Source organism: Streptomyces sp. NPDC001732 (assembly GCF_053596315.1).
The window spans coordinates 1-25807 of record NZ_JBSFFY010000036.1 but is presented as its reverse complement, the minus strand read 5'-3'; the positions used below and the strand labels follow the sequence as shown (position 1 = coordinate 25807).

At 73.7% G+C, this 25807-nt stretch carries 23 protein-coding genes; 11 read left to right on the top strand and 12 right to left on the bottom strand.

Going from position 1 to position 25807, the window contains the following annotated elements; translation table 11 throughout:
- Nucleotides 1-105: 105 nt before the first annotated feature.
- Nucleotides 106-1128 (top strand): phosphotransferase family protein, encoded by a 1023-nt coding sequence (locus ACWCXX_RS27470; protein ID WP_451131714.1) that lies wholly within the window; start codon nucleotides 106-108, stop codon nucleotides 1126-1128.
- A gap of 6 nt (nucleotides 1129-1134) precedes the next feature.
- Nucleotides 1135-2352, top strand: a complete 1218-nt coding sequence (locus ACWCXX_RS27465; RefSeq protein WP_451131712.1) for an acyl-CoA dehydrogenase family protein — start codon at nucleotides 1135-1137, stop codon at nucleotides 2350-2352.
- Nucleotides 2353-2471: 119 nt separating this feature from the next.
- Here ACWCXX_RS27465 and ACWCXX_RS27460 read toward each other — a convergent pair whose 3' ends face one another.
- Entirely contained in the window at nucleotides 2472-7151 is a 4680-nt protein-coding gene (locus tag ACWCXX_RS27460) for a HEAT repeat domain-containing protein (RefSeq protein WP_451131710.1), read from the bottom strand.
- Nucleotides 7152-7353: 202 nt separating this feature from the next.
- Nucleotides 7354-7518, bottom strand: a complete 165-nt coding sequence (locus tag ACWCXX_RS27455; protein ID WP_451131708.1) for a hypothetical protein — start codon at nucleotides 7516-7518, stop codon at nucleotides 7354-7356.
- Nucleotides 7519-7592: 74 nt separating this feature from the next.
- Between ACWCXX_RS27455 and ACWCXX_RS27450 the strand changes: the two genes are divergently transcribed.
- Nucleotides 7593-8552 carry a LysR family transcriptional regulator gene (locus ACWCXX_RS27450; RefSeq protein WP_451131706.1) on the top strand — a complete coding sequence of 320 codons (960 nt, stop codon included), beginning with the start codon at nucleotides 7593-7595 and terminating at the stop codon, nucleotides 8550-8552.
- Nucleotides 8549-9049: a DUF1203 domain-containing protein gene (locus ACWCXX_RS27445; protein WP_451131704.1), complete on the top strand. Its 501-nt coding sequence runs from the start codon at nucleotides 8549-8551 to the stop codon at nucleotides 9047-9049. Before ACWCXX_RS27450 ends, ACWCXX_RS27445 begins: the two co-directional genes overlap by 4 nt.
- Nucleotides 9050-9136: 87 nt before the next feature.
- Here the strand turns inward: ACWCXX_RS27445 and ACWCXX_RS27440 are convergent, their stop codons facing one another.
- The 3 genes from ACWCXX_RS27440 to ACWCXX_RS27430 form a co-directional block, all read right to left on the bottom strand.
- Nucleotides 9137-9730, bottom strand: coding sequence for a TetR/AcrR family transcriptional regulator (locus ACWCXX_RS27440; protein ID WP_451131702.1), 594 nt, complete (start codon nucleotides 9728-9730; stop codon nucleotides 9137-9139).
- Between the two features lie 66 nt (nucleotides 9731-9796).
- Nucleotides 9797-11455: an AMP-binding protein gene (locus ACWCXX_RS27435; protein ID WP_451131700.1), complete on the bottom strand. Its 1659-nt coding sequence runs from the start codon at nucleotides 11453-11455 to the stop codon at nucleotides 9797-9799.
- Complete coding sequence (locus ACWCXX_RS27430) at nucleotides 11452-12219, bottom strand: SDR family oxidoreductase (RefSeq protein WP_451131698.1); 768 nt, start codon at nucleotides 12217-12219, stop codon at nucleotides 11452-11454. Before ACWCXX_RS27430 ends, ACWCXX_RS27435 begins: the two co-directional genes overlap by 4 nt.
- Nucleotides 12220-12449: 230 nt before the next feature.
- Between ACWCXX_RS27430 and ACWCXX_RS27425 the strand changes: the two genes are divergently transcribed.
- Nucleotides 12450-13715, top strand: a complete 1266-nt coding sequence (locus tag ACWCXX_RS27425) for an exo-beta-N-acetylmuramidase NamZ family protein (RefSeq protein ID WP_451131697.1) — start codon at nucleotides 12450-12452, stop codon at nucleotides 13713-13715.
- Nucleotides 13716-13769: 54 nt separating this feature from the next.
- Here ACWCXX_RS27425 and ACWCXX_RS27420 read toward each other — a convergent pair whose 3' ends face one another.
- Complete coding sequence (locus ACWCXX_RS27420; protein ID WP_451131695.1) at nucleotides 13770-16598, bottom strand: penicillin acylase family protein; 2829 nt, start codon at nucleotides 16596-16598, stop codon at nucleotides 13770-13772.
- 243 nt (nucleotides 16599-16841) lie between these two features.
- Between ACWCXX_RS27420 and ACWCXX_RS27415 the strand changes: the two genes are divergently transcribed.
- Complete coding sequence (locus ACWCXX_RS27415; RefSeq protein WP_451131693.1) at nucleotides 16842-17453, top strand: hypothetical protein; 612 nt, start codon at nucleotides 16842-16844, stop codon at nucleotides 17451-17453.
- 65 nt (nucleotides 17454-17518) lie between these two features.
- Here ACWCXX_RS27415 and soxR read toward each other — a convergent pair whose 3' ends face one another.
- Nucleotides 17519-17995 carry a redox-sensitive transcriptional activator SoxR gene (soxR, locus tag ACWCXX_RS27410; protein WP_451131691.1) on the bottom strand — a complete coding sequence of 159 codons (477 nt, stop codon included), beginning with the start codon at nucleotides 17993-17995 and terminating at the stop codon, nucleotides 17519-17521.
- A gap of 131 nt (nucleotides 17996-18126) precedes the next feature.
- Here soxR and ACWCXX_RS27405 point away from each other — a divergent pair, with 131 nt between their 5' ends.
- The gene (locus tag ACWCXX_RS27405; RefSeq protein WP_451131689.1) at nucleotides 18127-18588 is read left to right on the top strand and encodes a MaoC family dehydratase; all 462 of its coding nucleotides are present in this window, start codon (nucleotides 18127-18129) and stop codon (nucleotides 18586-18588) included.
- A 54-nt stretch (nucleotides 18589-18642) separates the two neighbouring features.
- Here ACWCXX_RS27405 and ACWCXX_RS27400 read toward each other — a convergent pair whose 3' ends face one another.
- From ACWCXX_RS27400 to ACWCXX_RS27390, 3 genes are all read right to left on the bottom strand, one after another.
- Nucleotides 18643-19263 carry a TetR family transcriptional regulator gene (locus tag ACWCXX_RS27400; protein WP_451131687.1) on the bottom strand — a complete coding sequence of 207 codons (621 nt, stop codon included), beginning with the start codon at nucleotides 19261-19263 and terminating at the stop codon, nucleotides 18643-18645.
- Between the two features lie 103 nt (nucleotides 19264-19366).
- Nucleotides 19367-19657: a YiaA/YiaB family inner membrane protein gene (locus tag ACWCXX_RS27395; RefSeq protein ID WP_451131685.1), complete on the bottom strand. Its 291-nt coding sequence runs from the start codon at nucleotides 19655-19657 to the stop codon at nucleotides 19367-19369.
- Nucleotides 19658-19767: 110 nt separating this feature from the next.
- On the bottom strand, nucleotides 19768-20919 hold the full coding sequence (locus ACWCXX_RS27390; RefSeq protein ID WP_451131683.1) for an acyl-CoA dehydrogenase family protein: 1152 nt from the start codon (nucleotides 20917-20919) through the stop codon (nucleotides 19768-19770).
- A 64-nt stretch (nucleotides 20920-20983) separates the two neighbouring features.
- On the opposite strand from ACWCXX_RS27390, the gene ACWCXX_RS27385 reads away from it, so the two are divergent.
- The 4 genes from ACWCXX_RS27385 to ppk2 are packed head-to-tail and all read left to right on the top strand — an operon-like array spanning nucleotide 20984 to nucleotide 24392.
- Nucleotides 20984-21658, top strand: coding sequence for a TetR/AcrR family transcriptional regulator (locus ACWCXX_RS27385; RefSeq protein WP_451131681.1), 675 nt, complete (start codon nucleotides 20984-20986; stop codon nucleotides 21656-21658).
- Between the two features lie 15 nt (nucleotides 21659-21673).
- The gene (locus ACWCXX_RS27380) at nucleotides 21674-22396 is read left to right on the top strand and encodes an ArsR/SmtB family transcription factor (RefSeq protein WP_451131679.1); all 723 of its coding nucleotides are present in this window, start codon (nucleotides 21674-21676) and stop codon (nucleotides 22394-22396) included.
- A gap of 33 nt (nucleotides 22397-22429) precedes the next feature.
- Nucleotides 22430-23404, top strand: coding sequence for a DMT family transporter (locus tag ACWCXX_RS27375; protein WP_451131677.1), 975 nt, complete (start codon nucleotides 22430-22432; stop codon nucleotides 23402-23404).
- Entirely contained in the window at nucleotides 23367-24392 is a 1026-nt protein-coding gene (gene ppk2 / locus ACWCXX_RS27370) for a polyphosphate kinase 2 (RefSeq protein ID WP_451131675.1), read from the top strand. The genes ACWCXX_RS27375 and ppk2 overlap by 38 nt, the downstream gene beginning before the upstream one ends.
- A 28-nt stretch (nucleotides 24393-24420) precedes the next feature.
- Here ppk2 and ACWCXX_RS27365 read toward each other — a convergent pair whose 3' ends face one another.
- Both ACWCXX_RS27365 and ACWCXX_RS27360 read right to left on the bottom strand, forming a co-directional pair.
- Nucleotides 24421-25503: a Zn-dependent alcohol dehydrogenase gene (locus ACWCXX_RS27365; protein ID WP_451131673.1), complete on the bottom strand. Its 1083-nt coding sequence runs from the start codon at nucleotides 25501-25503 to the stop codon at nucleotides 24421-24423.
- Nucleotides 25504-25576: 73 nt separating this feature from the next.
- A partial coding sequence (locus ACWCXX_RS27360) for an aldehyde dehydrogenase family protein (RefSeq protein WP_451131671.1) occupies nucleotides 25577-25807 on the bottom strand: 231 nt, incomplete at its 5' end.

The following is a 25807-nucleotide window of genomic DNA, read 5'->3' as shown; positions in this document are numbered from 1 at the left end:
GATCCGCACCGGAGTCGGGGCGCCGGTTTCCGGGAGCCCCCTGGACGACATACCGACTGGTCGGCATCATGAGCAGCGACCGTCTTTCACCCGGAGGTGCGCACGATGAGCCCAGTCCACCCGCCAGGTCTCGACCTCGACCGGCTGCGCGGACACCTCGACCGCGAGCGGCCGGGGCTGGTGAGCGGACCGCTCGAAGCCCGGGTCGTCGAGGGCGGCCGGTCGAACCTGACGTACGTCGTCACGGACGGCACCGGCCGCTGGGTCGTCCGCAGGCCCCCGCTGGGTCATGTGCTGGCCACCGCGCACGACATGAAGCGGGAGCACCGGGTGATCACCGCGCTCCACCCGACGGCCGTGCCGGTGCCCGAGCCGGTGCTGCTCTGCGAGGACGACACGGTGATCGGGTCGCCCTTCTACGTCATGGAGTACGTCGAGGGCACCCCGTACCGAAGCGCCGAGCAGCTCGCCCCGCTGGGCGCCGAACGCACCCGTGCGGCCGTGCTCGGCCTCGTCGACACCCTGGTCGATCTGCACGCGGTGGACCCGCAGGCCGTCGGGCTGGGCGACTTCGGGCGGCCCGAGGGCTTCCTCGACCGGCAGCTGCGCCGCTGGGGCAAGCAGCTGGACGCCTCGCGCAATCGCGAACTGCCCGGCATCGACGAACTGCACGCCGCGCTCGGGCGCGCGCTGCCCGGTTCGCCCGCGCCCACCGTCGTGCACGGCGACTACCGCCTGGACAACGTCCTGATCGGTGCCGACGACCGGATCGAGGCCGTCCTCGACTGGGAGATGTCGACGCTCGGCGACCCGCTGACCGATCTCGGGCTGCTGGTGATGTACAGCTCCGACCTCGGCCTGGCGGACTCCCCCGTCTCCACCACCAGCGGCGCGGCGGGCCACCCCTCGCCCGCCGAACTGATCGAGCGCTACGCCGCCCGCTCCGGCCGGGACGCCTCGGCCATCTCCTGGTACACGGCGTTCGCCTGGTTCAAGCTCGCCGTGATCCTGGAGGGCATCCACTACCGCTACACCCTGGGCCGGACCGTCGGCGCCGGTTTCGACCGCATCGGCGATCTCGTCCCCGTCTTCATCGAGCACGGCCTCGGCACCCTCCAGGAAGGCTGATCCCCCATGGACTTCGCATTCGACGCCCGCACCGAAGAGCTGCGCGGCCGGCTGCTCGCCTTCATGGACGAGCACGTGCACCCGGCCGAGAAGACCGCGGACGAACAGCGCGCGCTGCTGGCCTCCCCGTGGGAGACCCCACGGATCGTCGAGGACCTGAAGGCCGAGGCGCGGCGGCAGGGGCTGTGGAACCTCTTCCTCCCCGACGCGGAGTACGGGGCCGGGCTGACCAATCTCCAGTACGCCCCGCTCGCCGAGATCACCGGCCGTTCCCCGCAGTTGGCGCCGACCGCACTCAACTGCGCGGCCCCGGACACCGGGAACATGGAGGTGCTCTTCCAGTTCGGCACGGACGAGCAGAAGAAGCGGTGGCTGGAGCCGCTGCTCGCCGGGGAGATCCGCTCCGCGTTCGCGATGACGGAGCCCGAGGTGGCCTCGTCGGACGCGACGAACATCGAGACCCGGATCGTGCGCGACGGCGGTGACTACGTCGTCGACGGCCGCAAGTGGTACATCTCCGGGGCGATGAACCCGGACTGCGAGATCTTCATCGTGATGGGCAAGACCGACCCGAACGGTGCGGACATCCGCCGCCAGCAGTCGATGATCCTGGTCCCGCGCGACACCCCGGGGCTCGAAGTGCGGCGCGCCATGCAGGTGTACGGCTACGAGGACCACTACCACGGCGGCCACGCCGAGGTCGTCTTCACGAACGTGCGGGTGCCCGCCGCGAATCTGATCGGCGAGGAGGGCGGCGGCTTCGCCATCGCCCAGGCGCGGCTGGGGCCGGGCCGTATCCACCACTGCATGCGGCTGATCGGCATGGCCGAGCGGGCGATCGAGCTGATGTGCCGACGGGCGGTGTCCCGTACTGCCTTCGGCAGGCCGCTCGCCCAGCAGGGCGTCGTGCAGAACTGGATCGCGGACGCCCGGGTGACGGTGGAGCAGCTGCGGCTGCTGGTCCTGAAGACGGCGTGGCTGATGGACACGGTGGGCAACCGGGGCGCGCACACGGAGATCCAGGCCATCAAGATCGCCACCCCGCGCGCGGTGGTCGACATCCTCGACCGGGCGGTGCAGCTGCACGGCGCGGGCGGGGTCGGCCAGGACTTCCCCCTGGCCGAACTGTGGGCGGCGGCACGGACGTTGCAGCTGGCGGACGGCCCGGACGAGGTGCACCAGCGGTCACTGGCCCGGCGGGAGATCAAGCGGTACGTGCCGTAGGCGGCGCCCCGGGGACGGGCGGCGGACGCGGTACGGGGCCGGGGACGGGTCGGGGGGCGGGATACCGCCGGTCCCCTCCTCGTCCTCGGCCTCGTTCCTCTCGCCCTGCTCCCCCGTCCTCAACGGTCGTTCGGGGGCTCGTTCTCCGAGGTCCTGATCCGGTCGAGCACCGAGGTGTACCGGGAGCGCCGGTCGGGGCGGGCGCGGGCGGCGGCCTTGCGGAGGGCGGGGACCGCCGCCCCGCCCAGCTCGACGAGCCCCTCGGCCGCCGCCCCGCGCACGACGGCGTGCGGATGGGCGAGCAGTCCCGTCACGGCGGGGGCCGCGGGCTCCCAACCGGCGCGGCAGAGCGTCCGGATCGCCATCCGCACCACGTCCGGGCGGGGGTCGTCCAGCAGCGACGCGGTGTGCCGCAGGTGGGTCCGCCGGTCCAGCATCACCCGTGACGTCCGGTGCGCGCGCAGCCGGACCTCGGACCGGGGATGGGCGATCAACTCGTCGAGCAGGTCGCGGAGTCGGCCGTCCCGGTCGGTGTCCGGGCCGGGGTGCGCACCGGCCAGTTCGGTGAGGGCCCGGCAGATCTGCTCCGGGGTTCCGGTGCGGGCCAGGTCCAGCAGTCCCCGGCGGGACGGGCGGCGGGCGGGGTCGGCCGGGGCTGCGGTGCCGCGTTCACGGAGCGCCGCGAGCGCGGCCGCGTCCCGCCGCGCGGCGTCCGGGCCGCGCAGCGGACCCTCCACGAGCCGGAGCCGGTCCGCCAGTTCGTCGCGGCCTTCCGCGCGCAGGCGTCGGCAGGTCTCCGTCAGCGCGGGGGTGCGCAGCAGCGGCCGGCCGGCGAGCAGGTCGAGGAAGCCCCAGGCCCCGGCGTCGAGCCGCTCGCCCAGGGCGTCGGCCAACGCGTCGGCGGGGTAGGCGTGCAACGCCCCGGCGAGCTCAGCCCCGACCTCGGCCGGGCCGTGTTCCCACCACTCCAGCAGCAGCGGCACCAGCGGTTCCAGCTCCCACGGGTCGAGCCGCGCCGCCGCACGGGCCACCAGATCGGGCCGGACGCCGTCGCTCCGGAGTTCCGCCTCGTCGATCCCGGCCAGCGCGCGGGCCGGGCCGGTGCCGGGAGTCGGCTCGACGCGCCCGCGGAGATGGGCGCGGAGCACCGCCAGCCGGGCCGCGGGCTCGGGCCATTGTGCGAGGGCCCGTGCGGCGGTCCGCCGGCGGTCCGCCGCATCCGACTCCAGCATGGCCAGCAACCGTTCGCGCTGGGCGGCCGAGCGGGGCTGGTCGAGGTCGTCGGCGCGGACGCGCCTCGGGGGCGCCGCCGCGCGGGCGGTCCCGGTGACGGTCCACGGCGGGGCGTCGAGCGGCTGGAGGGACGTCATCCAGTCGAGCAGCACGTCCCGTGCCGCCGGGCCGTCGGCGCCCCGGTGGGCCTCGATCAGTGCGTTCAGCCGGTCCCGCGAGGGGACCGTGCCGTCGTCCCGGCGGCGGAACTCCTCCGGCCCGCCCGGGGTGCGCACCGCCTCGTCCAGTGCCGTCCGCCAGGCCCGGGTCGCGGCGGGAAGGGGGTCCGCCGCGGGCTCCGGGACGGCGAACGCCTCGCGCAGCACGGCGGTTTCGGCCCGCCAGGGGTCGGCGCCGAGCCGGGCGCCCGCGAGCGCCCGGTCGAGGTCGGCCCGGACCGGCACCGCGCCGAGGCGGCGCAGCAGCGTCAGCGTGGACCGGTGCGGCGTGGCGGGCGCGGGGCGCAGGGCCCGTACCGAGGCGATGGCGCACGGTCTCCCGGCGGCCGGCACCATCGGCGCGGCCTCCTCCAGTACGGCGATCAGGTCGTGGCGGTCCTCGTCCCGGGCGTCGGCGAGCGCGTCGAGCAGCACCCCGGCGGACCGGGCGAGGACGGTGACTTCCCCGGGGGTCCGGGGCGCGGGGCAGATCCGCAGCGCGAACCGGGTCACCTTCTGCCGGTGTGCGGGCCGGGAGGCGGCCAGGCGGAGCCAGTGGTCCAGCATCGGCCGCAGCTCGTCCGGCCGGCCGGGGCGAAGCGGCCCCGCCCGCTCGGCGATCCGCAGGGCGAGCGAGGGGTTCCAGCCCCCGGCCACCAGCGCCGCCACGTCCCGGTCCGCCGCGTCGGCCGCCGGGGGCCGCCCGGTGTCCGGTGCGGTGATCCCGTGCCGGGCCATGGCCGGTGCGAGGTCGCCCGCCTCGCCGAAGGCCGGTGCGACCCGGCCCGCCGCCACCAGGGAGAGCAGTTCGGCGGCCACCGGGGACGCCTGCTCCTCCAGTGCGAGGATCGCGCGCACGGTGAGGGCGCCGTCGAGGCCCTCCAGCAGCAGTCGGCGGGCGCGGGCGTCGGGGCCGTGCTCGGCGGCGGCGAGAAGCGTGGCCGCGCAGGCGTCGCCGAGGACCGCGCGCAGGGCCGCGAGGAGTGCGGTGCGCAGTCCGGGGTTGTCGTCGCGCCCGAGCCGGGACAGCAGCTTCGGGAGCGCCGCGGGGGTGCCCGCGCGGACCAGTGCCTCGGCCGCGGTCTTCTTGATGTTCATGTTCGGGTGGTCGAGGCATGCGGCGATCGCGGTGCTCGCCCAGTGGGCGCGGGCCCGCCCCAGGGCGTGCAGGGCCTGGCGCACGGTCTGGACGTCCCGGGCGGTGGTCAGCGCGGTCAGCGAGGCCGACAGCACCTGTGCGTCCTCGCCCGTGGCGTCGCGGGCGAGGAGGGCGATGACGTGCTTGCGCACGTGCCGGTCCCGGTGGCGCAGCAGCCGGTGCACCCGGGCGCGGGTGCCCGCCCAGGGGGCCCGGAGCAGCGCTTCGAGGAGGACCGCCCGCTCGGCGTCGGACAGTCCGGGCCGGTCCAGCAGGTCCAGCACCGTGGTGGCGACGAGGGCGTGGCCCGCCTCCCGCGCGTCCGCGGCGCCGAGCAGGCAGACCGGTCTGATCGCGCCCCGCTCGTGGAGCCTGCGGCCCAGGGCGGCCACGGCGTCCAGGACCTCCTGCGGCACCACGGGCTCACCGGCCGGCCGGCCGTGTTCCCCGGTGCGGGCGGGGGCGTCCGGAGTCCACGACGCGGCCAGGTCGGCCACGACGCGCAGCAGCAGGTCGGCGACGGCCGGGAGGGTGGCGGCGGTGCCGTGGGCCGCCACCCTGCACAGTGCCGTCACCGGTTCGTCCGGGTCCAGGTGGGAGCTCAGCAGGGCCAGTTCCCGCTCGTCGGGGCCGCCGAGTCCGGCCGCGATGCGGGGCGGCAGGCCGAGGGGGTCCAGCCGGGCGAGGAGGTCGTGGCGCTGGGCCGGGTCGTCGGTGAGCTGCCAGAGGAGTTCGAGGGCGCGCTCGCGCACGGCGCGCAGGTGGGGGGCGATCCCGCCCGGGGCCGGGACGTCCGCCGCGATTCCCAGTCCGTCCCGCAGGGCCAGTACGGTGCGGGGTCCGCCGATCGCCTCCAGGGTCTCCAGGGCCGCGGCCGGTATCGAGGGGAGCAGGGCGAGCACGGCCTCCTCGGCGTCCTCGTGGCGCAGTTCGCGGATCGCGTCGAGGAACGGCGCGGGGGCGGAGGCGGACGGGAGCAGCCGGGTGATCGCGTCCCCGACCGGCAGGTCACCGGCCCCCTGGGCGGCCAGGACCACCAGCAGGGCGAGCCGCCGGGGCCATTCCGGGTCGTCGGCCGCCGCGTCCGTCAGGACCCGGAGCGTTTCCTTCCGGGCGGTGAAGAGGACGGTCGCCACCTCGTGGGGCGGAATCGAGTGGTCGGACAGGGCGAGGCCGACGACGGCCGGGACGTCCCGGTCCTGCGGGAAGTGCCCGCGCCGGTGGAGGCCGCGCAGACAGGTCACCGCGGGTCCGCCGAGGAGCAGGGGGTCGCGCGCGGCGACGGCCGTCAGTGCGCCGATGTCCTCGCGGTCCGCCAGGTCGCCGAGCAGTTCCATGGCGCGCCGGCGAGGGGCCGGCGGGAAGCCGGGGTCGTCGACGACCTGTCGCAGCAGGTCCCGGTGGCCGTGGCGGGCGGCGGCAGCGAGGGCGGCCTCGGCGACCTCGGGCCGCTCCCGTGCGAAGTCCCCCGCAGGTCCGCTCTCCCGCCCGGCGACGAGGAACGGGGCGAGCCGTCCTCGCGGCAGCGGTTCCGTCGCCGCCCACGGTTCGGCGAGCGCGGCCAGCGCGTCGGTGACGACCCCGGCGCTGTCGGCGTCGAGCAGGCCGGTCAGGTCCTCCCGGGCCGTTGCCGGGGCCAGCAGTCCGGCGCGCAGCCCCTGCCGGACCAGTCGTACCGCCTCGGCCCGCAGCACCGGATCGGCGCAGGCCGCCAGCTCGTCCACGAGCCGGGCCGGGTGGTGCGCGGCGGTGATGTCCGTCTCCCGCACGGCCCGGTGGAGGAGTTCGCCGGGTGGCTCGTCGCGGAGCACGGCGGGCTCGTGCAGGAGGTCGGCGCGCAGCCACGCGATCCGCACCCGGGCCGGCAGGGGTCCGGCCGTGCGCCAGGACGGCCGGGGGCGCCCGCGGAGCTGGTGGCCGAGCCGCTCGTACAGCCCCGCCAGGAGGAGATCCGCCTCCGGCGGGCCCAGGAGCTCCGTCGGCAGCAGAGCGGCGAGTTCGGCCCGCTGCCCGTCGTCGGCGGGGGCGCAGGTGGTGACCCGCTCGTCGAGCAGGACCAGCCCCAGATGGCGCAGGGCGGGGTCCTCGTGCCGGACCAGCTGCCCCAGGGTGTCCGGTGGGAGGTCCCGTACGTCCGGGAGCCCGGACCGTACGTCCGGGAGTCGGGACAGCGGGCCGGCGCCGGCCCGGTCCACGGCGTCGTGGAGGTGTGCGTCGGCCGGTTTCCGCATCGTCGGATGCTAGCCGGGGCGGTTCGGCCCCCACCAACGAGATTCGGCCCCGGGCCCGGTTACCGGAGGCCACGCGCCCGGTCGCCGGAGGCTGCGCACCCGGTCGCCGAAGGCCACGCGCCCGGTCGCCGGAGGCTGCGCACCCGGTCGCCGAAGGCCGCGCGCCCGGTCGCCGGACGTGCCCCGCCCCCGCGACAGGCCCTCAGTAGCCGCCGGACCCCACGTGGTCCGCCAGGGCCAGGTCGCGGGCGAAGGCCCGCACCCGCAGCAGGCACCGGGCGACGAGACGGACGAAGGGGCGGTGGCGCGGGCCGTAGGCCGCGGTCCAGAGTGCCGGGACGTGCGCGGACGGCTGGATATGGGTCATACATCCAGCCTCGCTCCGCAATTGTGATCGGTCCAACAGATGGATCAGCTGGCTGCCATCGATAGCATCGATGGATGGAGATACGCCAACTCCGCCACTTCATGGCGGTGGTTGCGCACGGCAGTTTCACCGCCGCCGCACGGGCCGAGCTGATCGTGCAGTCCGCGCTGAGCGCCTCCGTGCGCAACCTCGAACGGGAGCTGGGCGCCGAGCTGTTCGACCGGACCGGCCGACGGGTGGTCCTCACCGGGGCGGGCCGGGCGCTGCTGCCCGAGGCCCGGTCGGTACTGGCCGGGACCCGGGCCGCGCGGGAGGCGGTGGCGGCCGTGTCGGGGCTGACGACCGGCCGGTTGAGGCTCGGCACGATCCAGACCCTGACCTGCGTGGACCTGGCGGCCGAGCTGGCCTCGTACCACCGGCTGTGGCCGGGGGTGCAGATCTCGTTGCGCGAGGCGACGACGCCGGAGCTGGTCGCGGGGCTCCGGGCCGGTGAGCTGGACCTCGCCTATCTCGCCCCGGACGCGGCCGAACTCCCCGACGGCATCGCCGGGTTCGCGACCTGGCACGAGGACCTGGTGCTGATCACCGCGCCGGGCCACCGGCTGGCGACCGCCGGGCGCACCCTGATCAAGGACCTCGCCGACGAGCCGTTCGTGGACTTCCGCGCGGGCACGGGTCTGGAGACGGCGGTACGGAGACTGGCCGCGCACTGCGGCCTCGAACGCCGGATCACCTGCGACGTCACCCAGATCCGGCTGCTCGTCGATCTCGTACGGGCCGGCATCGGGGTGGCGATCGTGCCGCGGCGGATCGGGGAGGACGCGGGGCTGCCGTGCGTGAGCATCCGCCAGCCGGAACCCGGCCGGACGGTGGTCCTCGCGGGGCGGGCGCCCCGCCCCCGCAATCCGGCCGCGGAGGCCCTCCTCGACCGGCTGACCGGCCCGGACCACGGCGGGGGACGCGCTCCGGCCCCCAACGCGATGTCCGTTTCCCGCCGGTACGGGGACGGGGCGCCGTCGATGCTGGAGCCATGACGACATTCCACGAAACGCGGGCCGTCGCACCCGCCGTACTGAAGCAACTGCGCGAACAGGACGACGCCGGTGTCGCCCGCCACCCCGTCACCGACCCGGAGGGCGGCGCTCCGCTCCGCTGCTGTCTGCGGCACAGCGAGGCCGGTGAGCGGATCGTCCTCGTCTCGTACGCGCCGTTGCGCCGCTGGGCGGCCGAGACGGGGGCCGAGCCCGGCCCGTACGACGAACGCGGTCCCGTCTTCATCCACGCCGAGGAGTGCGAGGGGCAGACCACCGGCCCCGGCTATCCGGCCTCGATGCACGGCGCCCGCCGGGTGCTGCGCGCCTACGACGCCCGGGGGCACATCCTCGGGGGAACGCTGGTGGAGATCCCCGTGGAGCGGGCCGCCGAGGTGGACGACGTGCTGCGCGGTGTCTTCGCCGACCCGGCGGTGGCGCTGGTGCACGTGCGCGCGGTGGAGTTCGGCTGCTTCATGGCCGAGGTCCGCCGCCGGTGACCGGACCGGGGCGCCGGGGGGCCAGAAGCCGTGGAGCCGGGGCCGTACGGGCCCACCGCGCGGCGGACTCCGGCCCCGGCTCCGGTGTCAGGGGCGCAGCGCGCGCAGCAGCAGGTCGGCCAGGTGGTCGGCGACCTCCTGGCGGCCCAGCGGGCCGTCGGGCCGGTACCAGGTGGACAGGTGGTGGACCGAGCCGAAGTGGTAGTCGACGACCAGGTCCGCCGGGGTGGCCGTGGAGAACACCCCGCTGCGCTGGCCCTCCTCCACCAGGGCCCGGAAGCGCTCGTGGTAGCGGCGCCGTTCCGCCCGCACCTGCTTGTTCTTCTCCGGGCTCAGGTGGTGCATGGAGCGGAAGAAGATCGAGGCGTCGTCGAGGTTCTCGATGGTGGTGACGACCACGTCTGCGGCGGCGTCGCGCAGCCGCTGCTCGACGGGGGCGTCGGCCTCGGCGAAGGCGTCGAGGCGTTCCTGCTGGAGCCGGAGCACCCGGGAGTAGACCTCCTGGAGGAGGTCCTCCTTGGAACCGAAGTAGTGGTAGAGCGCGCCCTTGGTGACGCCCGCGGCCTCGACGATCTCCTGGACCGAGGTGCGGTCGTAGCCCTGCTCGGCGAAGAGCCGGGTGGCGGCGGCCAGCAGTCGCTGGGGGACGGGGGTCGCGTCCCCGTCCGTCGCCTTGGCCATTGCCGCCACCTTCCTTCCGTACCGTGTCTGATCCGTGCGGGTTTCCGCGTCCCGGGGCGAACCGGTCTACCGGGGGGAACGCAGTTCCCGCCTGAGGATCTTCCCACTCGCCGTCTTCGGCAGCTCGGTCAGGATCTCCACCTCGCGCGGGTACTTGTACGCGGCGAGCCGTTCCCGGCAGTACGCGCTCAGCTCCTCGGGTCCGGCCGACGCGCCGGGCCGGAGGCTGACGCAGGCGCGGACGGTTTCGCCCCGGTAGGGGTCGGGGACGCCGACGACGGCCGCCTCCCGGACCGCCGGGTGGGTGTACAGGACGTCCTCCACCTCGCGCGGCCAGACCTTGAAGCCGGAGGCGTTGATCATGTCCTTCTTGCGGTCGACGACGTAGAGCCAGCCCGCACCGTCCATGAAGCCGATGTCGCCGGTGCGCAGTTCGCCGTCCGGGAAGGCGGCGGCGGTGGCCTCGGGCATCCGCCAGTAGCCGGAGACGACCTGGGGGCCGCGGACGGCGATCTCGCCCAGCTCGCCGAAGGGCACCTCCTCGCCGTTCTCGTCGAGGATCCTGACCACCGTGTCGGGGCCGGGGACGCCGACGGAGAGCGTCCCGGAGGCCGGGTCGACGGGTGCCTCCCGTTCCGGTGGCACGGAGGCGCAGGGGGCGGTGCACTCGGTGAGGCCGTAGCCGTTGCGGATGTACGGGCCGAAGCCCGCCCGGAACTTCTCGACGAGCGCGGGCGGCAGTGGTGCGCCGCCGGAGGAGATCACCGCGAAGGAGGCGAAGTGCTCGGGGGTGGCGTCGGGGTGGGCGGCCAGTGCCATGAAGGCGGTCGAGGGGCCCACGGTGTAGGCGGGGCGGTGTTCGGCGAAGGCTTCGAGCACGACGCCGGGGTGGAAGCGGTACGCGAGCACGAGGGTGCCCGCGTTGGCGAGACAGACGGCCAGCTGGCACACCATGCCCGTGATGTGGAAGAGCGGGGCGAGCACGAAGTACGAGGAACCCTCGGCAACGGGGTGCCCGGTGCGCTGCCGCTCGACGTTGATCATGATGTTGCCGTGGGAGTTCATGGCGCCCTTGGGGGTGCCGCTGGTCCCGGAGGTGTAGCTGATCAGCGCGGTGTCGGCGGAGGCTGGTTCGCGTCCCCCGGGGGCTTCGAGGCCCTGCCGGGCGACGGCGACCAGGTCGGCGGCGTCCTCGGGCACCGGCAGCCGCTCGAAGCCGAGCACGCGTTCGTCGTCGCGGGTCTGGAGGTCCAGCTCACTGGTGGTGAGGGCGATCCGTACGCTCGGGGCTTCGGCCGCGGTCTCCCGCAGATACGCCTCCCAGGTCCGGTCCGCGCAGATCACCGCGGTGGCCTCGGCGTCCTTCAGTACGTGGCCGACCTCGCCGGACTTGTACATGGGGTTGAGCGGGACGACCGTGGCCCCCGCTTTCCAGGCGCCGAGCAGCGCGAGCACGAACTGCGGGGTGTTCTGCAGCATGATCGCGACCCGGTCGCCGCGCTCCAGGCCCGCGGCGGCGAGGTGGCCGGCCACCGAGTCGGAGAGCGCGTCGGTGTCGCGGTAGCTCAGGCGCCCGTCGAAGTAGGCGAGCGCGGTGCGGTCGGGGCCGCGGGCCGCGGCGGCGCGGAAGGCGTGGAGCAGGGTCTCGGCGGGGTGGACGGGGGCCCGCTGGGCCTCGCTGAGCAGCGCCCTCCAGGGCTTCGCCGCGTAGCCGGACTCGCTCATGCGCGGGTCTCCTCCCACTTGCGCTGAAGGTGGTTCATGCTGCCCAGCCAGTGCTCGGTGTCCTCGGCGCGGGCCCGGTAGTACCCGGCGACCTCGGGGTGCGGCAGGACGAGGAAGCGGTCCTCGGCCATGGCGTCGAAGAGCGCGTCGGCGACCGCCCCGGGCTCGATGGCGCCGGGGGCGAGGACGAGTTCGCCCGCCGATCCGGCGGCGGCGAGCATGTCCGTGCGTACGCCCTGCGGGCAGATCGCGTGGACCTTGATGCCGCGGTGGCGGTAGGTGAGGGAGAGCCACTCGGCGAAGGCGACGGCGCCGTGCTTGGTGACGCTGTACGGGGCGGCGCCGATCATCGTCAGCAGTCCGGCGGCGGAGGCGGTCGAGACGAACCGCCCGCTGCCGCGCTCCAGCCAGTGGGGCAGCAGGGCCCTGGCGGCACGGACGTGGGCCATCACGTTGACGTCCCAGGCCGCGGCCCAGACCTCCTCGTCGGCGAGGACGTCGCCGGGCGAGGCGAGGCCGGCGTTGGCGCAGTAGATGTCGACGGTGCCGTCGAGGGCGTCCCTGGCCTCGTCCACGATCCGCGAGGCGTCACCGGCGACGGCGACGGCACCGATCTCCTCGGCCAGCGGCCCGATCCCGGCCCCGTCGAGGTCGTTGACCACGACCCGCGCGCCCTCCTCGGCGAACCGGCGGGCCAGCGCGGCGCCGATACCGCCTCCGGCCCCCGTGACCACCACGCCCGCGCCCCGCACCGTGCCACCCATCGGACCCGCCTCTCTCCGCAGACTTCATCGGCAGACTAACCGGTCGGTATGTCGAAGCGGAAGGGGTCGGCACGACGGGGCGGAGGGGGCCGACACGTCGGAGCGGAGGGGATTGGCACCGTTCTGCAGGCACACCCGTCACACCTGTCACGTCCGGCTCATTCCGTATGGCCTGAACGCGCGCTAGCGTGCGTGACCATGACAGAGGTCGCGATCATGGAGGTAGCCGAATGAGCCTGTCCAGACGTGGTTTGCTGGCCGCCGGTGGTGCGGTGGGGGCGCTTGCGGCCACGGCCGCCGGGACCGGGGCCGCGCATGCCGCCCCCGCGCCGGGCCGGGGACGCAACCGGGTCCTCACCGGTTTCGACCGGCTGGCGGCGGACGGGTACTCCCTGCTGAAGGGCCAGAAGATCGGGATCGTCACCAACCCGACCGGGATCACCTCCGACGTGCGTCACGTCGTCGATGTGATGCACCCGGACGACCGGGTGGACCTGATCGCCGTCTTCGGCCCCGAGCACGGCTTCCGCGGCACCGCCCAGGCCGGTGGCTCGGAGGGCCGTTACGACGACCCGGCGACCGGACTCCCGGTCTACGACACGTACTTGAAGAGCGGTCAGCCGCTCGCCGACGTCTTCACCGCGTCCGGCGTGGACACCGTGGTCTTCGACATCCAGGACGCGGGCGCCCGCTTCTACACCTACATCTGGACGCTGTACGACTGCATGGAGGCGGCGGCGCTCGCGGGCAAGCGGTTCGTCGTCCTGGACCGGCCGAACCCGGTGAGCGGGCGGGCGGCGCTCGGGCCGGTGCTCGACCCTGCGTTCGGCACGTTCGTGGGCCGCCGGGAGATCGCGCAGGCGCACGGCATGACGGTCACCGAGCTGGCGCTGCTCTTCAACGCGGAGTTCTTCGCCGAGCGCCCGGTCGACCTGCGCATCGTGAAGATGTCCGGCTGGCGGCGCTCGGACTTCTTCGACGGGACCGGGCTGCCGTGGGTGCCGCCGAGCCCCAACATGCCGACGCCCGACACCGCCCTGGTCTACTCGGGGACCTGCCTGTTCGAGGGCACCAACCTCTCCGAGGGGCGCGGCACCACCCGGCCGTTCGAGCTGCTCGGCGCGGAGGGCATCGACCACCGCTGGGCGGCGGCGGCGAACGCGCTCGACCTGCCCGGGGTCGCGTTCCGCGAGGCGTACTTCGCGCCGACGTTCTCCAAGTTCCAGGGCAAGACGGTCGGCGGTGTGCAGCTGCACGTCCACGACCGCGAGGTCTTCGACCCGGTGCGCACCGGGATCGCGCTGCTGGTGACGGCGAAGCGGACCTGGAGCGGGTTCGCCTGGCGGTCCGACAACTGGATCGACAAGCTCACCGGCAACACCCGGGTCCGCACGATGATCGACGCGGGCGCGGACACGGACGAGGTCGTGGGCGCGTGGTCGAAGGACCTCGCCGCGTTCCGGGCCGTGCGCAAGCGGTACCTCCAGTACCGGTGAGACGGGCCGGGCGGGCCCCCGAATCGGGCCCGCCCGGCGCGGGGCTCCGGCCCCCTACCGGTGGGCGGGGAACTCCACCACCTGCTGGTACGTCGGCCGGTTCTGCCAGTGGACGGCCTTCTGGGTGATTCCGCCCAGGGGCCGGTGGACGATCGAGTCCGAGCACCACTGCTCGCCCGCCTTGCAGGTGTCGTCCCCGGGGTAGACCTTCGTGGCCGGTTCCGCCACGGCCTGCTTCAGGGCCGTGAGCAGCACGTCACGGCAGGCGGACCGGTCGCCGCCGCCGCAGTACGTCCTGGCCAGCGGTCCCTCGACCTTCTGTCCCAGGACCTGGCGCAGGTCCTTGTCCACGAAGCCCCACCAGCCGTACTGGAACGCCGAGCCGCTGTGCGCGCCGCTCGGGCCGTGGCTGGCCGCCGGGGACTCGTCGGTGGCGAGGTTGGCGGTCAGCGCTCCGTACAGGTCGCTGCCGAGCCCCGGCCCGAACTCCGCCTCGACCAGCTTCGGCCACCACGCGTCCATGATCCGTACCGCGTCGGCGTGGGTGTACGCGTGCGACCCCGGGCTGCTCTCCCGGCGCTGCGAGCCGGCCGCCCGCCAGGACTCCAACTGCTGCACGGCGGCGTTCAGTTCCGGGTCGGTGACCGGCTGGGAGCGGATCACCTTCAGCAGTTCGGGCAGCAGCTGCTCGCCGCGCAGGTCGGTGACCGCGGCCTCGGCCATGGCCCGGGTCAGGGACGCCCGGGTCACCCCGCCCTCCTCGACGAGCTTCGCCACCCGGTCGTCCAGCAGATCGCCGCGGTGCACCGCGCCGAACCCGAAGCCCGCGGAGGCGTACCCCTCGGCCTGCCGGTTGTTCCAGGAGACGTAGTAGTCCTGGCCGGTGGAGTGCGGGTGCTCGGCGAACGCGGTGTAATCGGCGGTGTTGGCGGCCGGGTCGTAGCCCTGCCACTCGTAGGGCCGCTCGGCCTTCACCGGCAGTGCCGGGTCGACCCCCGCCGCGCGCACCGGGTTCATGCCGCTGTTGTAGTAGGCGGCGGTGCGGGAGTCCGCGTAGAACCAGTTGAACGCGTAGTCGATGTTGCTCGCCGCCCGCTGGAAGGAGGCGGCGTCCTTGACGTAGTCCGGGTCGTTGAACATCTGGAAGCCGATGATCGAGTCGGCCTCGTGGCGGTAGGTGGTGCGCAGCGAGGTGTACGCGACGGGCTTGCCGTCGATGGTGGCGCGGTGGGTGACGATGCCGTAGTCCGTGCGCCGCACCTGCATCCGGTAGGAACCGGCCGCCGTGGAGTCGGCGACGGTCGGCTTCCAGGAGTTGGTGTGCGACAGCGTCTCCATGGCGGTGCAGGTGCCCCGGTTCAGGTAGTGCGTGGACTCCTTGGTGGGCGTGGTGCCGTCGGGCTCGCACAGTTCGACGGCGTAGGTGTCGGTGATGTCCTGGCCGGCCGAGGTGGCGCTCCAGGCGTAGTCCTGGCCGCGGCCCATCTGGACGTACATGCCGACCCCGGCGAAGGAGACGCCGCGGGCGCTGATGCCGGGCCCCTGGAGTTCCTGGAGCATCATCAGCTGCGGGGCGAAGTAGCCGGTCTGCGGCCCGAACACGGCGATCGGGTTGCCGCTCGCCGTGTGCTTCCCGGAGACCAGCAGGGCGTTGGACATGCCGCGCTTCTGGGCGCCGGGGCCCGATCCGGGCAGCGAGCCCTCGGGGATGACGCCGTCGTCGTGGATGCCCTGGGCCTTCTTGAGCCCGGCCGGTGCCTCGACGGGCGCCTTCCGGTCGGTGCCCGCGGAGCCGGTGCGGTCGTGGATGAGGGGTTCGGCCGTGACGGACCCGGCGTCGGGGAGCGCGGTGCCACGGGCCTGGTCGGGCTTGCGGGCGTACGGGAACGACGTGCCGTCGTGGACCGTCAGCACGGCCTCGGGGTCCTCGCGCTGACGGAAGGACTCCCAGACCTCGGTGCCCTCGGCGACGCCGTACTTCTGCTGTGCGGCGAGCAGGGAGAGCGCCGCCTGCACCTCGCCGCCGCCCCCGCCGCCGAACTGGCCGCCGACCACGGAGGCGATGGAGATCAGGTCGGTCAGCTCGAACGGCTGGATCTCCCCCACGTTGGTGATGGCGTCGATCTTGCCGGTGAGGACGTACTCGCCCGGGAAGTAGCGGCCGTTCTTGGACTTCTCGCGGTACGCGTTGATGCCGTCGACGTACGCCTGGGCGTCGGCCATGGCCTGTTCGCCGCGGGCGCCCTCGTGGGTCCTGATGTACTCGACCTGGGCTTCCAGGTCGGCCTCGGTGTACGGGGCCTGCGGCCAGAACTGCTGCTCCAGGCCCTGGTTGGCGAGCGCGCCGCCGGCGAACGAGGTCAGCTCGCCGCGCCCGATGTGCCGGAAGAGGTCCATCAGCCACAACCGGTCCTGCCCGGCCGCGTACCCGGCCCCGAATTCGGTGCCGTAGCGGGTGGTGCCCTTGATGTGCGGGACGCCGGACGCCTTGTCGCGGGTGATCGTGACGTCGGCGCGCGGCGAGACGACGGACTCGACCTGGCCCTCCGGCACGCCGAACGAGGCGTCGTTGAAGAATTCGGTGAGCTTCTGGTCGGTGAGGCCGGTGTGTCCGGCCACCAGGCCGTTGTAGCGGTCGAGTTGGTCGTCGCTGTGGGCGGGGTGCGTGCCGAACGTCTTGTTGCCGAGGATCTCGACGAGGGTGGCGTTGCCGTTCTCGCCGGGCGGCAGGATGTCGTCGCACTGTCCCTGGCAGTGGTCGACGACGGGGGCGGGTTCCGCGGCGACCGCGCCGGACTGCGGCGAGACCGCGAGCAGAGCGGCGCCGAGTGAGAGGACCGCCGTGACGGTGGCGGCTCTGAGCTTGACGGTGCGTGGGGGCATGAGCGCTCCTCCGAGTGGCCTGTGGGCCGGAGGTTACTGGCGGTAGGCCCCGTCGGTAAGATGAGCAACCGTCACATTTTCTGAATCATCACATGCATTCTCCTCCCCCGGCCGCGCGCCGCCGTGCCCCTCCCGCCGGACACCTCTTCGCCGTCCCGGGATCCAAATCGGGGGGCCGTACGTCAACTCATTGACACCGAAGTACGACGACGGCGAAGTACGAGCGACGGAGGTGGCAGTGCAGTGGCCGGATTCAGGAGTCTTGCGAGACAGGTCCGCGACCCGCGGAGCGACCTGGCACTGCGGCGGTATTCGCTGCGCAAGTGCCTGGAGAGGTTCGCCCCGTACGGGCACCGGGCGACCTGGGACCATCTGTGCGCCCGGCACGGCATCGAGCCCGAGGACCGGTCCCCCGACCCGGCGCGGCTGATCCGCGCGCTGGAGGAGCTGGAGGCGGCACGGGCGGTCTGGCTGGGCTACGAGGCGGGGTTCGCCGAGCGCCGCAGACGGGAGAAGCACGACGGACTGCGCAGACCCGGCGCGTTCGACGACTGGCACCGGCACACCTGGGGCGGCTACGGGGTCGCCCGCTGCGAGGACCCGGCGGTGCACCCGTCGGCGCCGCTCGCCGAGGTGCTGCACCGGCTGATCGCGGCCCTGGAGTCCGGGCCGGGCACGTCCTGTCCGGTATGCACGGGCACCGAGCTCCGTTGGCGGGAGGATGCCGGGGACGAGCCCGTTCCGGGGCCGGTCTGCGCGGGGTGCGGGATCGTGGTGCCGCAGCCGGCGCTCACCGCGGGGGCGCTGGCCGAGGCCCGGCGCACACGGCGGCGGGACCTCGCATCGGTGGCATGAGGTGCGCCACCCCGGCGCCGCCTCCCCGGTGGCACCCGCCCCGCCCCGAGCCCCGGCCCCCGGACCTACGACGGGCGACCGGCCGACGGGCGTTCCGGCATCAGACGCGAACCGCTGATCCGCTGGCCGGAGATGTCGTTCGGGTTGGAGAGCACACAGTTCTCCAACGACAGGCAGCCGCAGCCGATGCAGTCGGTGAGGTGGTCCCGCAGCCTGGCCAACTGCTCGATCCGCTCGTCCAGTTCGGAACGCCAGGCCGCGGACAGCCGCGCCCAGTCCTCACGGTTCGGGGTGCGTTCCTCGGGAAGCTCGGCAAGGGCGTCCCGGATGGTGGCGAGCGGGATGCCCACCCGCTGCGCCGCCCGGACGAACGCGACCCTGCGCAGCGCGTCCCTGGTGTAACGGCGTTGGTTGCCACTGGTGCGGCGGCTGCTGATCAGGCCCTTGGCCTCGTAGAAGTGCAGGGCCGAGACGGCGGCGCCGCTGCGCGCGGAGAGCTGTCCGACCGTGAGTTCGTGGAGTGTCTGTGGGATCTGGGGCACTCCTCCAACCCTACTTGCCCGCTCCCCCGCGGTCCGTCGTTGACAGGAACGCACCCGCGAACCATGCTGAGCAAGCGCTTGGACAGTGCGCCCAGGAATGGCATGGAGCTGGAAGGGCAGGGACCGGGAACATGACGGAGCCGAGGATCTTCACGTCCGCACAGGAGTTGCGCGACGGTGTGGGCGAGCAGCTGGGGCACAGCGACTGGCTGGAGGTCGACCAGAAGAGGATCGACCTCTTCGCCGAGGCCACCGGCGACCATCAGTGGATCCACGTGGACCCGGAGCGGGCCGCGTCCGGGCCATTCGGCACGACCATCGCCCACGGCTATCTCACGCTCTCACTGCTGCCGGCGCTCGTCCCGCAGGTCATGCGGGTCGAGGGCATGAAGATGGGCCTCAACTACGGGACGAACAAGGTCCGCTTCCCCTCCACCGTGCCCGTGGGCTCGCGGCTGCGCGCGAGCGCCGTCCTGAAGAACGTCGAGGAGGCCGGGGGCGGCGTGCAGGTCACCGCCGTCGTCACGGTCGAGCGCGAGGGCGGCGACAAGCCCGTGTGCGTGGCCGAGTCGGTGTCGCGCTACTACTTCTGACGGCCGTCGCCGCGCCCCCGCTCGCGGCGGCGCGGCGACCCCGGCACCGCCGGGCTACCGCGCGGCGCCGACCATGCGCAGCACGAGGCCGGCGTAGAGTTCGCCGACCTCGTCCGGCGTCCGGCTGCCCTGCGCGTTGAACCAGCGCGCCACGTCGATGCAGAGGGAGAGCACCGCGAGCGTGGTGCCCGGCACGTCGGGGACGTCGAACTCCCCCGCCCGCACCCCCTCGCCGATGATCCGGCGGACCACGGCGTCGCTCCTGCGGCGCAGGTCGACGATCTCGGCGCGGTGCTCCTCGCCGAGGGCGTCGAGCTCGTACTGGACCACGCGTGCGGTGGTGTGGCGCTCGGCGTGCCAGCGGACGAAGGACCGTACGGCCTCGGCCAGCCGCTCGGCCGCCGTGCCGCCACCGTCGGCGGCGGCCTCCAGGACGGACAGGGCCCGGTCGTGGCCGATCCGGCTGATCCGGTGGAGCAGCTCTTCCTTCGTCTTGTAGTGGATGTAGAGCGCGGCGGGACTCATCCCGGCCCGGCCCGCGATGTCACGGGTGGTGGTGGCGTGGTAGCCGCGCTCGGCAAAGGCGTCGACGGCGGCGACGAGCAGCCGCCTGGCCGCCTCGGGCGTCACCTCGGCCCACGGCTCGTCGCCGTCGAACTCCTCCGCCGTGCCCATCGCCCCTCGCCCCTCTCGTCAGCAGGACGAACACCATACCGCGAACCTGAGCAAGCGCTTAGGGCCACTCGTGCGGATCGCGCCGGGAAGGGCCCGGGACGGATCAGAGCTTCTGGAAGGGGTCGTGCTCGGCGAGGATCTTCTCCAGCCTGGCCTGGTCGACCCGGCTGACGAGCCGGCCCGCCTCCTGGCGGTCCCTGATGACCTTGGCCAGGGTGAAGCAGGAGGTGACGAGGTAGAGGACTCCGATCGCGAGGAACCCGCGGGCCCAGGCGTCGGCGTCCAGGGAGTAGATGCCGAGGGCCACCGCGCCCATCGCCACGCCGAAGGAGGCTACCGCCTGGCCGTAGAAGGCCGCGGTGCCCTGCTGTTTGACGGTTGTTGTCTCGCTCATGCCCGCCAGCATCGGGCGGAGTGGCGTGCACCACATCCGTTCCCGTACTCAGTTCGCTACTCAGACTCCCGTTCGACCGCTCGACGCCCTCACGGGTGGGCGGCCACGGATCAGAAGGCGGAGACCCCCGTCAGCGCACGACCGATGATCAGCTTCTGGATCTGGCTGGTGCCCTCGTACAGGGTCATCACCCGGGCGTCGCGCAGCAGCTTGCCGACCGGGTACTCGTCGATGTAGCCGTAGCCGCCGAAGACCTGGAGGGCGTTGTCGGCGGCGCGGACGGCGGCCTCGGAGGCGAAGAGCTTCGCCTTGGACGCGGCGGTGGCGAAGTCCTCGCCGCGGTCGACGAGGTCGGCCACCCGCCAGGTCAGCAGCCGGGCGGCGCCGACGTCCACGGCGATGTCGCTGATGAGTTCCTGGACGAGCTGGTGGCCCGCGACGGGCCGGCCGAACTGCTCGCGCCGGCTCGCGTACCCCACGGCGGCGTCGAGGGCCGCCTGGGCGATGCCGACGCAGCCGGCCGCGACCGACATCCGCCCCTTGGCCAGGGCGGACATGGCGATCGAGAAGCCCTTGCCCGCCGGGCCCAGGAGCGTCGAGGCCGGGACGCGGACGTCCTCCAGGACCAGTTCGGCGGTGGCCTGGCCGCGCAGCCCGAGCTTGCCGTGGATGATGCGGCGGGTGAGGCCGGGGGTGTCGGCGGGGACCAGGAAGGCCGATATGCCCCCGTGGCCGGGGGCGTCGCCGGTGCGGGCGAAGAGCAGCACGACATCGGCCCAGGTGCCGTTGGTGATGAACATCTTGCTGCCGTTGACGACGTACGAGTCGCCGTCCCGGACGGCCCTCGTCGTCAGGTTCCCGGCGTCCGAGCCGGTGCCGGGCCCGGTGAGGGCGAAGCAGCCGATCGCCTCGCCCGCGGTGAGCCTCGGCAGCCAGTGCCGCTTCTGCTCCTCGTCGCCCCAGGCCGCGACGGTCTTGGCGACCAGGCCCAGGGAGACGGAGACGATGCCGCGGACCGAGGAGTCGCCGCGGCCAAGCTCCTCGGTGACCAGACAGTACGCGAGGTGGTCGCCGCCCGAGCCGCCGTACTCCTCGGGGACGGTCAGGCCGAGGAAGCCGACGAAGCCCAGTTTCCGCACGATCGACCTGTCGACATTCTCGGCCCGGTCCCACTCCACGGCATGGGGGGAGATCTCCCGGGCGACGAAGTCCGCGGCGAGCCGCCTGACGGCTTCCTGCTCCTCGCCGAGCTCCAGGTTCATCCTTGACCCCCCACCTTTAATTAGCACTGCTAGTTTTTTATGCGCAGGCCCTACTATGTGCCGCATGGCCCGACCGCGCAAGCCCCTCCTCAGCAGAGACCGGATCGTCGAGACGGCGAGCGCGCTCGTGGACGCCGAGGGGCTCGACGCCGTCTCCACCCGGCGGCTCGCCGCCGAACTCGGGGTCAGCGGGCCCTCGCTCTACAACCACTTCCGCAACAAGGACGAGATCCTGGACGCGGTCGCGGACGCCGTGTCCGCCCAGGTCGACCTGTCGATGTTCGACGAGTCGGACCCCCGTGACTGGCGTGCCGCCCTGCACGACTGGGCCGTCTCCTACCGTGCGGCGCTCTCCGCGCATCCGCACATCGTCCCGGTGCTCGCCCGGGGGCCGGGCCGCCGCCCGGCCGGCCTCCGGGTCGCCGACGCGGTCTTCGGCGCGATGGTCAGGGCCGGCTGGCCGCCCGCCCAGGCGACGTACATCGGGGCCCTGATGCGTTACTTCGTCACCGGCTCGGCGCTCGGTTCGTTCGCCCGCGGCTTCGTGGACGACGAGGCGGCGTACGATCCCGCCGACTATCCGCACCTCGGCCAGGCCCATCTGCTGGCCGAGCGCGGCCGGCAGGTCGACGAGGGGGCGTTCGAGACCGGACTGCGGGCCCTGGTCGACGGCCTCTCGCTCCAGTACGGGCTGCCGGCACCCGCCGGGACGGTTCGGCAGGCGCCGAAACGTCCCTGACGCATCCTGGTGGGCATGGCACGCATGGCACACCCCGACCCGGCCGCGCCCCGGCTGGCCGCCCTGGCCGCGCTCCTCGCCGACGAGACCCGCGCCGCCTTCTGCCTCGCCCTGCTCGACGGCCGCGCCTGGACCGCTGGCGAGCTGGCCCGGTACGCCTCCGTGGCGCCGTCGACCGCCAGCGAGCACCTCGGCAGGATGGTCGCCGGCGGGCTGCTGGCCGAGGAGCGGCAAGGCCGTCACCGCTATCTGCGGCTCGCCGACGAACGCGTCGCGCACCTCGTGGAGGACCTGGCGGCCCACGCCGTTCCCGGCCCCGTCCCCGCCCGCCCGCGCTCCCTGGGCGCGGCGGGCGCCGACCGTGCGCTGGCCCGCGGACGCACCTGCTACGACCATCTCGCGGGGCGGCTCGGCCTCGCGATCGCCGACGCGATGACCGCACGGGGACTGCTCCGGCAGGACACCGGGTTCGCCCTGACCGACGACGGCCTGCGCTGGTTCGACGCACGGGGCATCGGGCTGGAGACGGGATCACGGCGTCCGCTGGCACGGAGCTGTCTGGACTGGACGGAGCGCAGGCCGCACCTGGCGGGCGTGGCGGGCGCCGCGCTGTGCCGGTACGTGCTGGAGGCCCGGTGGTGCGTACGGATCGGGTCCGGGCGCGCGGTGAAGGCCACCGCGGAGGGGGAACGGGCGCTGCGCGAGCATCTCGGCATCGACCCGCGATCGATTCGGTAGGTACCGAACGGTCGCGGCCCTACGGTCGGAGCCATGACGACGACACCCGCCCCCGCGGCGCCCCGTGACTGGCGGGCCCCCGCCGCGGCCTGCACCACCGTACTGCTGTGGGCCTCCGCCTTCGTGTCCATCCGCAGCGCGGGGGACGCCTACTCGCCCGGCGCGCTCGCCCTCGGCCGACTGCTCTCGGGCTCCCTGGCGCTGGGCACCCTGCTGGTGCTGCGGCGCGAGGGGCTGCCGCCGCGGGCCGCCCGGCCGGGCATCATCTGGTCCGGGCTGCTCTGGTTCGGCCTCTACATGGTGGCCCTCAACTGGGGCGAGCGGCAGGTGGACGCGGGCACGGCCGCGATGGTGGTGAACATCGGCCCTCTCCTGATCGCGCTGCTCGGCGCCAAGGTGCTGGGCGAGGGGCTGCCCGGCAGGCTGGTCGCGGGCATGGCCGTGTCGTTCGCGGGCGCCGTCGTGGTCGGGTTCTCGATGTCGGGGCGCGGTGGCGCGTCGGTGTTCGGCGTGGCGCTCTGCGTGCTGGCCGCGGTGGCGTACGCGGCGGGGGTGGTCCTCCAGAAGCCCGCGCTGCGGCACGGCTCCGCGCTCCAGATCACGACGTTCGGCTGTCTGGTCGGCACGGTGGCCTGTCTGCCGTTCGCCGGCACGCTGGTCTCCGAGGCCGCCCGTGCGCCCCTGTCCGCCACCCTGAACATGGTCTACCTGGGGCTCTTCCCGACCGCGCTGGCCTTCACGACCTGGGCCTACGCACTCGCCAGGACCACCGCCGGGCGGATGGGCGCCACCACCTACGCCGTGCCCGCGCTGGTGGTACTGATGTCCTGGCTGGTGCTGGACGAGGTGCCCGCGCCGCTCACCGTCGGCGGGGGCCTGCTCTGCCTGGCAGGGGTGGCGGTCTCCCGGGCGCGTACGCAGACTGGCCTGACGCGGAAGGATCCGGCACAGCCGGTGGAAGGACACCCAGATGACACGGAGCGCCAAGCGACCGAACAGCCGCGGTAGGACGACGAAGGCGGCGGCCGGGACCCGGCAGGACGCACCGGACGCCCTCGCCGAGGCGGCCCGCCACGGCGGCGCCGGGCTCGCGGGCTTCGCCGTGACCGACAGCGGCGACGACGACCCGGTCCTGGTGACGCCCGAGGGCCTGCCCCGGGACGCCTGGCGCGAGGACTACCCGTACTCCGTCAAGCTCGGCCGGAAGGCGTACGAGAAGTCCAAGCGCGCCCTGCAGATCGAGCTGCTCAAGCTCCAGCACTGGGTGAAGGACCGGGACGAACGCCTCGTCATCCTCTTCGAGGGACGTGACGCGGCGGGCAAGGGCGGCACGATCAAGCGCTTCACCGAACACCTCAATCCCCGTGGTGCGCGGGTGGTGGCGCTGGAGAAGCCGACCGAACGCGAGCGCACCCAGTGGTACTTCCAGCGGTACGCGGCCCATCTGCCGTCCGCCGGGGAGATCGTGCTGTTCGACCGGTCCTGGTACAACCGGGCGGGTGTGGAGCGGGTGATGGGGTTCTGCACCACCCGCGAGTACCTCGAATTCATGCACCAGGCGCCGGGCTTCGAGCGGATGCTCGCCCGGGACGGCATCCATCTGGTGAAGTTCTGGTTCTCGGTCTCGCGCAACGAGCAGCGCAACCGGTTCATGATCCGTCAGATCGATCCGGTGCGGCAGTGGAAGCTCAGCCCGGTCGACCTCGCCTCGCTCGACAAGTGGGACGCGTACACCGAGGCCAAGGAGCTGATGCTCTTCCACACGGACACCGCGGACGCGCCCTGGACCGTGGTGAAGAGCAACGACAAGAAGCGGGCCCGGCTGGAGGCGATCCGGCACGTGCTGCACCGCTTCGACTACCCGGACAAGGACACGGACGTGGTGGGCGAGCCCGATCCGCTGATCGTCGGCCCGGCCTCCCGGCTCTTCGAGCGGGGCGAGATGGATGCCCGGCTGCTCACCACGGAGCGTGCGGAGGCCGGGCCGACGAGCTGACGGACCGCTGAACCGACGGGCCGACGGGCTACTCGAACACCACGAGCGCGCGGCCGCCCCTGCCCGCGATCATGTTGGCGAAGGCGGCCGGGATGCCGTCCAGCCCGATCCGTTCGGTGACCATCGTGGAGAGGTCGAACCTGCCCGCCCGGATGTGGTCGGCGAGGACGGGCAGGTCCCGGGCCGGGTCGCTGTTGCCGTACACGCAGCCGGTCAGCGAGCGGCCCCAGTGGAAGATCTCCAGGGCGTTGAAGGACACCAGCTGGTCCTTGCCGCCGATGCCGACGACCGTGGTGCGGCCGCCCCGGCGGGTGGATTCCCAGGCGCCGCGGATGGTGACCGGCCGGCCGACGCACTCGATCGCGACGTCGGCCCCCTGGCCGCCGGTGAGCCCGCGGATCGCGCGCGGGGTGGTGTCGGAGGCGACGACGTAGTCGGTGGCGCCCGCCCGCCGGGCCAGCTCCTCCTTCTCCGGCGACACGTCCACGGCGACGATCTTCGAGGCGCCCGCGATCCGGGCGGACTGGAGCACCGCGAGGCCGACGCCCCCCACGCCGAACACGACGACGGACTCGCCGGCCCGGACCCGGGCGCTGTGGTGGACCGCACCGTACCCGGTGAGGACCGCGCAGCCGAGCAGGGCGGCGTCGGTGAGCGGGATGCCGTCCGGGGCGGGCAGTACGCAGTTCGCGGCGACCACGGTCTCCTGCGCGAACGCGGCCACGTTCAGCCCGGGGTGGAGTTCGGTGCCGTCGGACGTACGGGCGTGGATGCCGGCGACGCCGGCCAGGGCGTTGGCGCAGAGCCAGACCTCGCCGATCCCGCAGTGGTGGCAGCTTCCGCAGGACGGGGCCCAGTTGAGCACGACGCCGTCGCCGGGCGCGACATGGGTGACGCCCTCGCCGACCGCGACGACGGTGCCCGCGCCCTCGTGCCCGAGGACCGCGGGGACGGGCACCCGCATGGTGCCGTCGGACAGCGAGAGGTCGGAGTGGCAGACGCCCGCGGCGGCGAGCGCGACCCGCACCCGGCCGGGGCCGGGCTCCGGGAGTTCGATGTCGGTGATCTCCAGCGGAGCTGAGACGGCGGGCAGTACGGCGGCGCGGACCACGAACGGGCTCCTCGACGGTCGACGGGACTGGACCGGGCGGACGGTGCGGGGCGGAAGGGGGACCCGGCAGGGGTCAGAACTGGAGGGACTTGGTCTGGAGGTACTCCGCGAGCCCGTGGGAGCCGAGTTCGCGGCCGACGCCGGACTGCTTGCAGCCGCCGAACGGGGCGAGCGGGTTGAACCGGCCGCCGTTGATGTCCACCTGTCCGGTGTCCATCCGGCGGGCGAAGGCCACGGCCGTGGCCTCGTCGGCGGCCCAGACGGCGCCCGCGAGACCGTACACGGTGCCGTTGGCGATCCGCAG

Excerpts from the sequence above, each read along its gene's own strand:
- ACWCXX_RS27445 (WP_451131704.1), top strand. The coding sequence starts at position 8,549 with ATGACGACATTCCACGAAACGCGGGCCGTCGCACCCGCCGTACTGAAG.
- ACWCXX_RS27450 (WP_451131706.1), top strand. The coding sequence starts at position 7,593 with ATGGAGATACGCCAACTCCGCCACTTCATGGCGGTGGTTGCGCACGGC.
- ACWCXX_RS27470 (WP_451131714.1), top strand. The coding sequence starts at position 106 with ATGAGCCCAGTCCACCCGCCAGGTCTCGACCTCGACCGGCTGCGCGGA.
- ACWCXX_RS27420 (WP_451131695.1), bottom strand. The coding sequence starts at position 16,598 with ATGCCCCCACGCACCGTCAAGCTCAGAGCCGCCACCGTCACGGCGGTC.
- ACWCXX_RS27465 (WP_451131712.1), top strand. The coding sequence starts at position 1,135 with ATGGACTTCGCATTCGACGCCCGCACCGAAGAGCTGCGCGGCCGGCTG.
- ACWCXX_RS27430 (WP_451131698.1), bottom strand. The coding sequence starts at position 12,219 with ATGGGTGGCACGGTGCGGGGCGCGGGCGTGGTGGTCACGGGGGCCGGA.
- ACWCXX_RS27435 (WP_451131700.1), bottom strand. The coding sequence starts at position 11,455 with ATGAGCGAGTCCGGCTACGCGGCGAAGCCCTGGAGGGCGCTGCTCAGC.
- ACWCXX_RS27395 (WP_451131685.1), bottom strand. The coding sequence starts at position 19,657 with ATGAGCGAGACAACAACCGTCAAACAGCAGGGCACCGCGGCCTTCTAC.
- ACWCXX_RS27385 (WP_451131681.1), top strand. The coding sequence starts at position 20,984 with ATGGCCCGACCGCGCAAGCCCCTCCTCAGCAGAGACCGGATCGTCGAG.
- ppk2 (WP_451131675.1), top strand. The coding sequence starts at position 23,367 with ATGACACGGAGCGCCAAGCGACCGAACAGCCGCGGTAGGACGACGAAG.
- ACWCXX_RS27375 (WP_451131677.1), top strand. The coding sequence starts at position 22,430 with ATGACGACGACACCCGCCCCCGCGGCGCCCCGTGACTGGCGGGCCCCC.
- ACWCXX_RS27400 (WP_451131687.1), bottom strand. The coding sequence starts at position 19,263 with ATGGGCACGGCGGAGGAGTTCGACGGCGACGAGCCGTGGGCCGAGGTG.
- ACWCXX_RS27405 (WP_451131689.1), top strand. The coding sequence starts at position 18,127 with ATGACGGAGCCGAGGATCTTCACGTCCGCACAGGAGTTGCGCGACGGT.
- ACWCXX_RS27455 (WP_451131708.1), bottom strand. The coding sequence starts at position 7,518 with ATGACCCATATCCAGCCGTCCGCGCACGTCCCGGCACTCTGGACCGCG.
- ACWCXX_RS27390 (WP_451131683.1), bottom strand. The coding sequence starts at position 20,919 with ATGAACCTGGAGCTCGGCGAGGAGCAGGAAGCCGTCAGGCGGCTCGCC.
- ACWCXX_RS27440 (WP_451131702.1), bottom strand. The coding sequence starts at position 9,730 with ATGGCCAAGGCGACGGACGGGGACGCGACCCCCGTCCCCCAGCGACTG.
- ACWCXX_RS27380 (WP_451131679.1), top strand. The coding sequence starts at position 21,674 with ATGGCACGCATGGCACACCCCGACCCGGCCGCGCCCCGGCTGGCCGCC.
- ACWCXX_RS27425 (WP_451131697.1), top strand. The coding sequence starts at position 12,450 with ATGAGCCTGTCCAGACGTGGTTTGCTGGCCGCCGGTGGTGCGGTGGGG.
- ACWCXX_RS27460 (WP_451131710.1), bottom strand. The coding sequence starts at position 7,151 with ATGCGGAAACCGGCCGACGCACACCTCCACGACGCCGTGGACCGGGCC.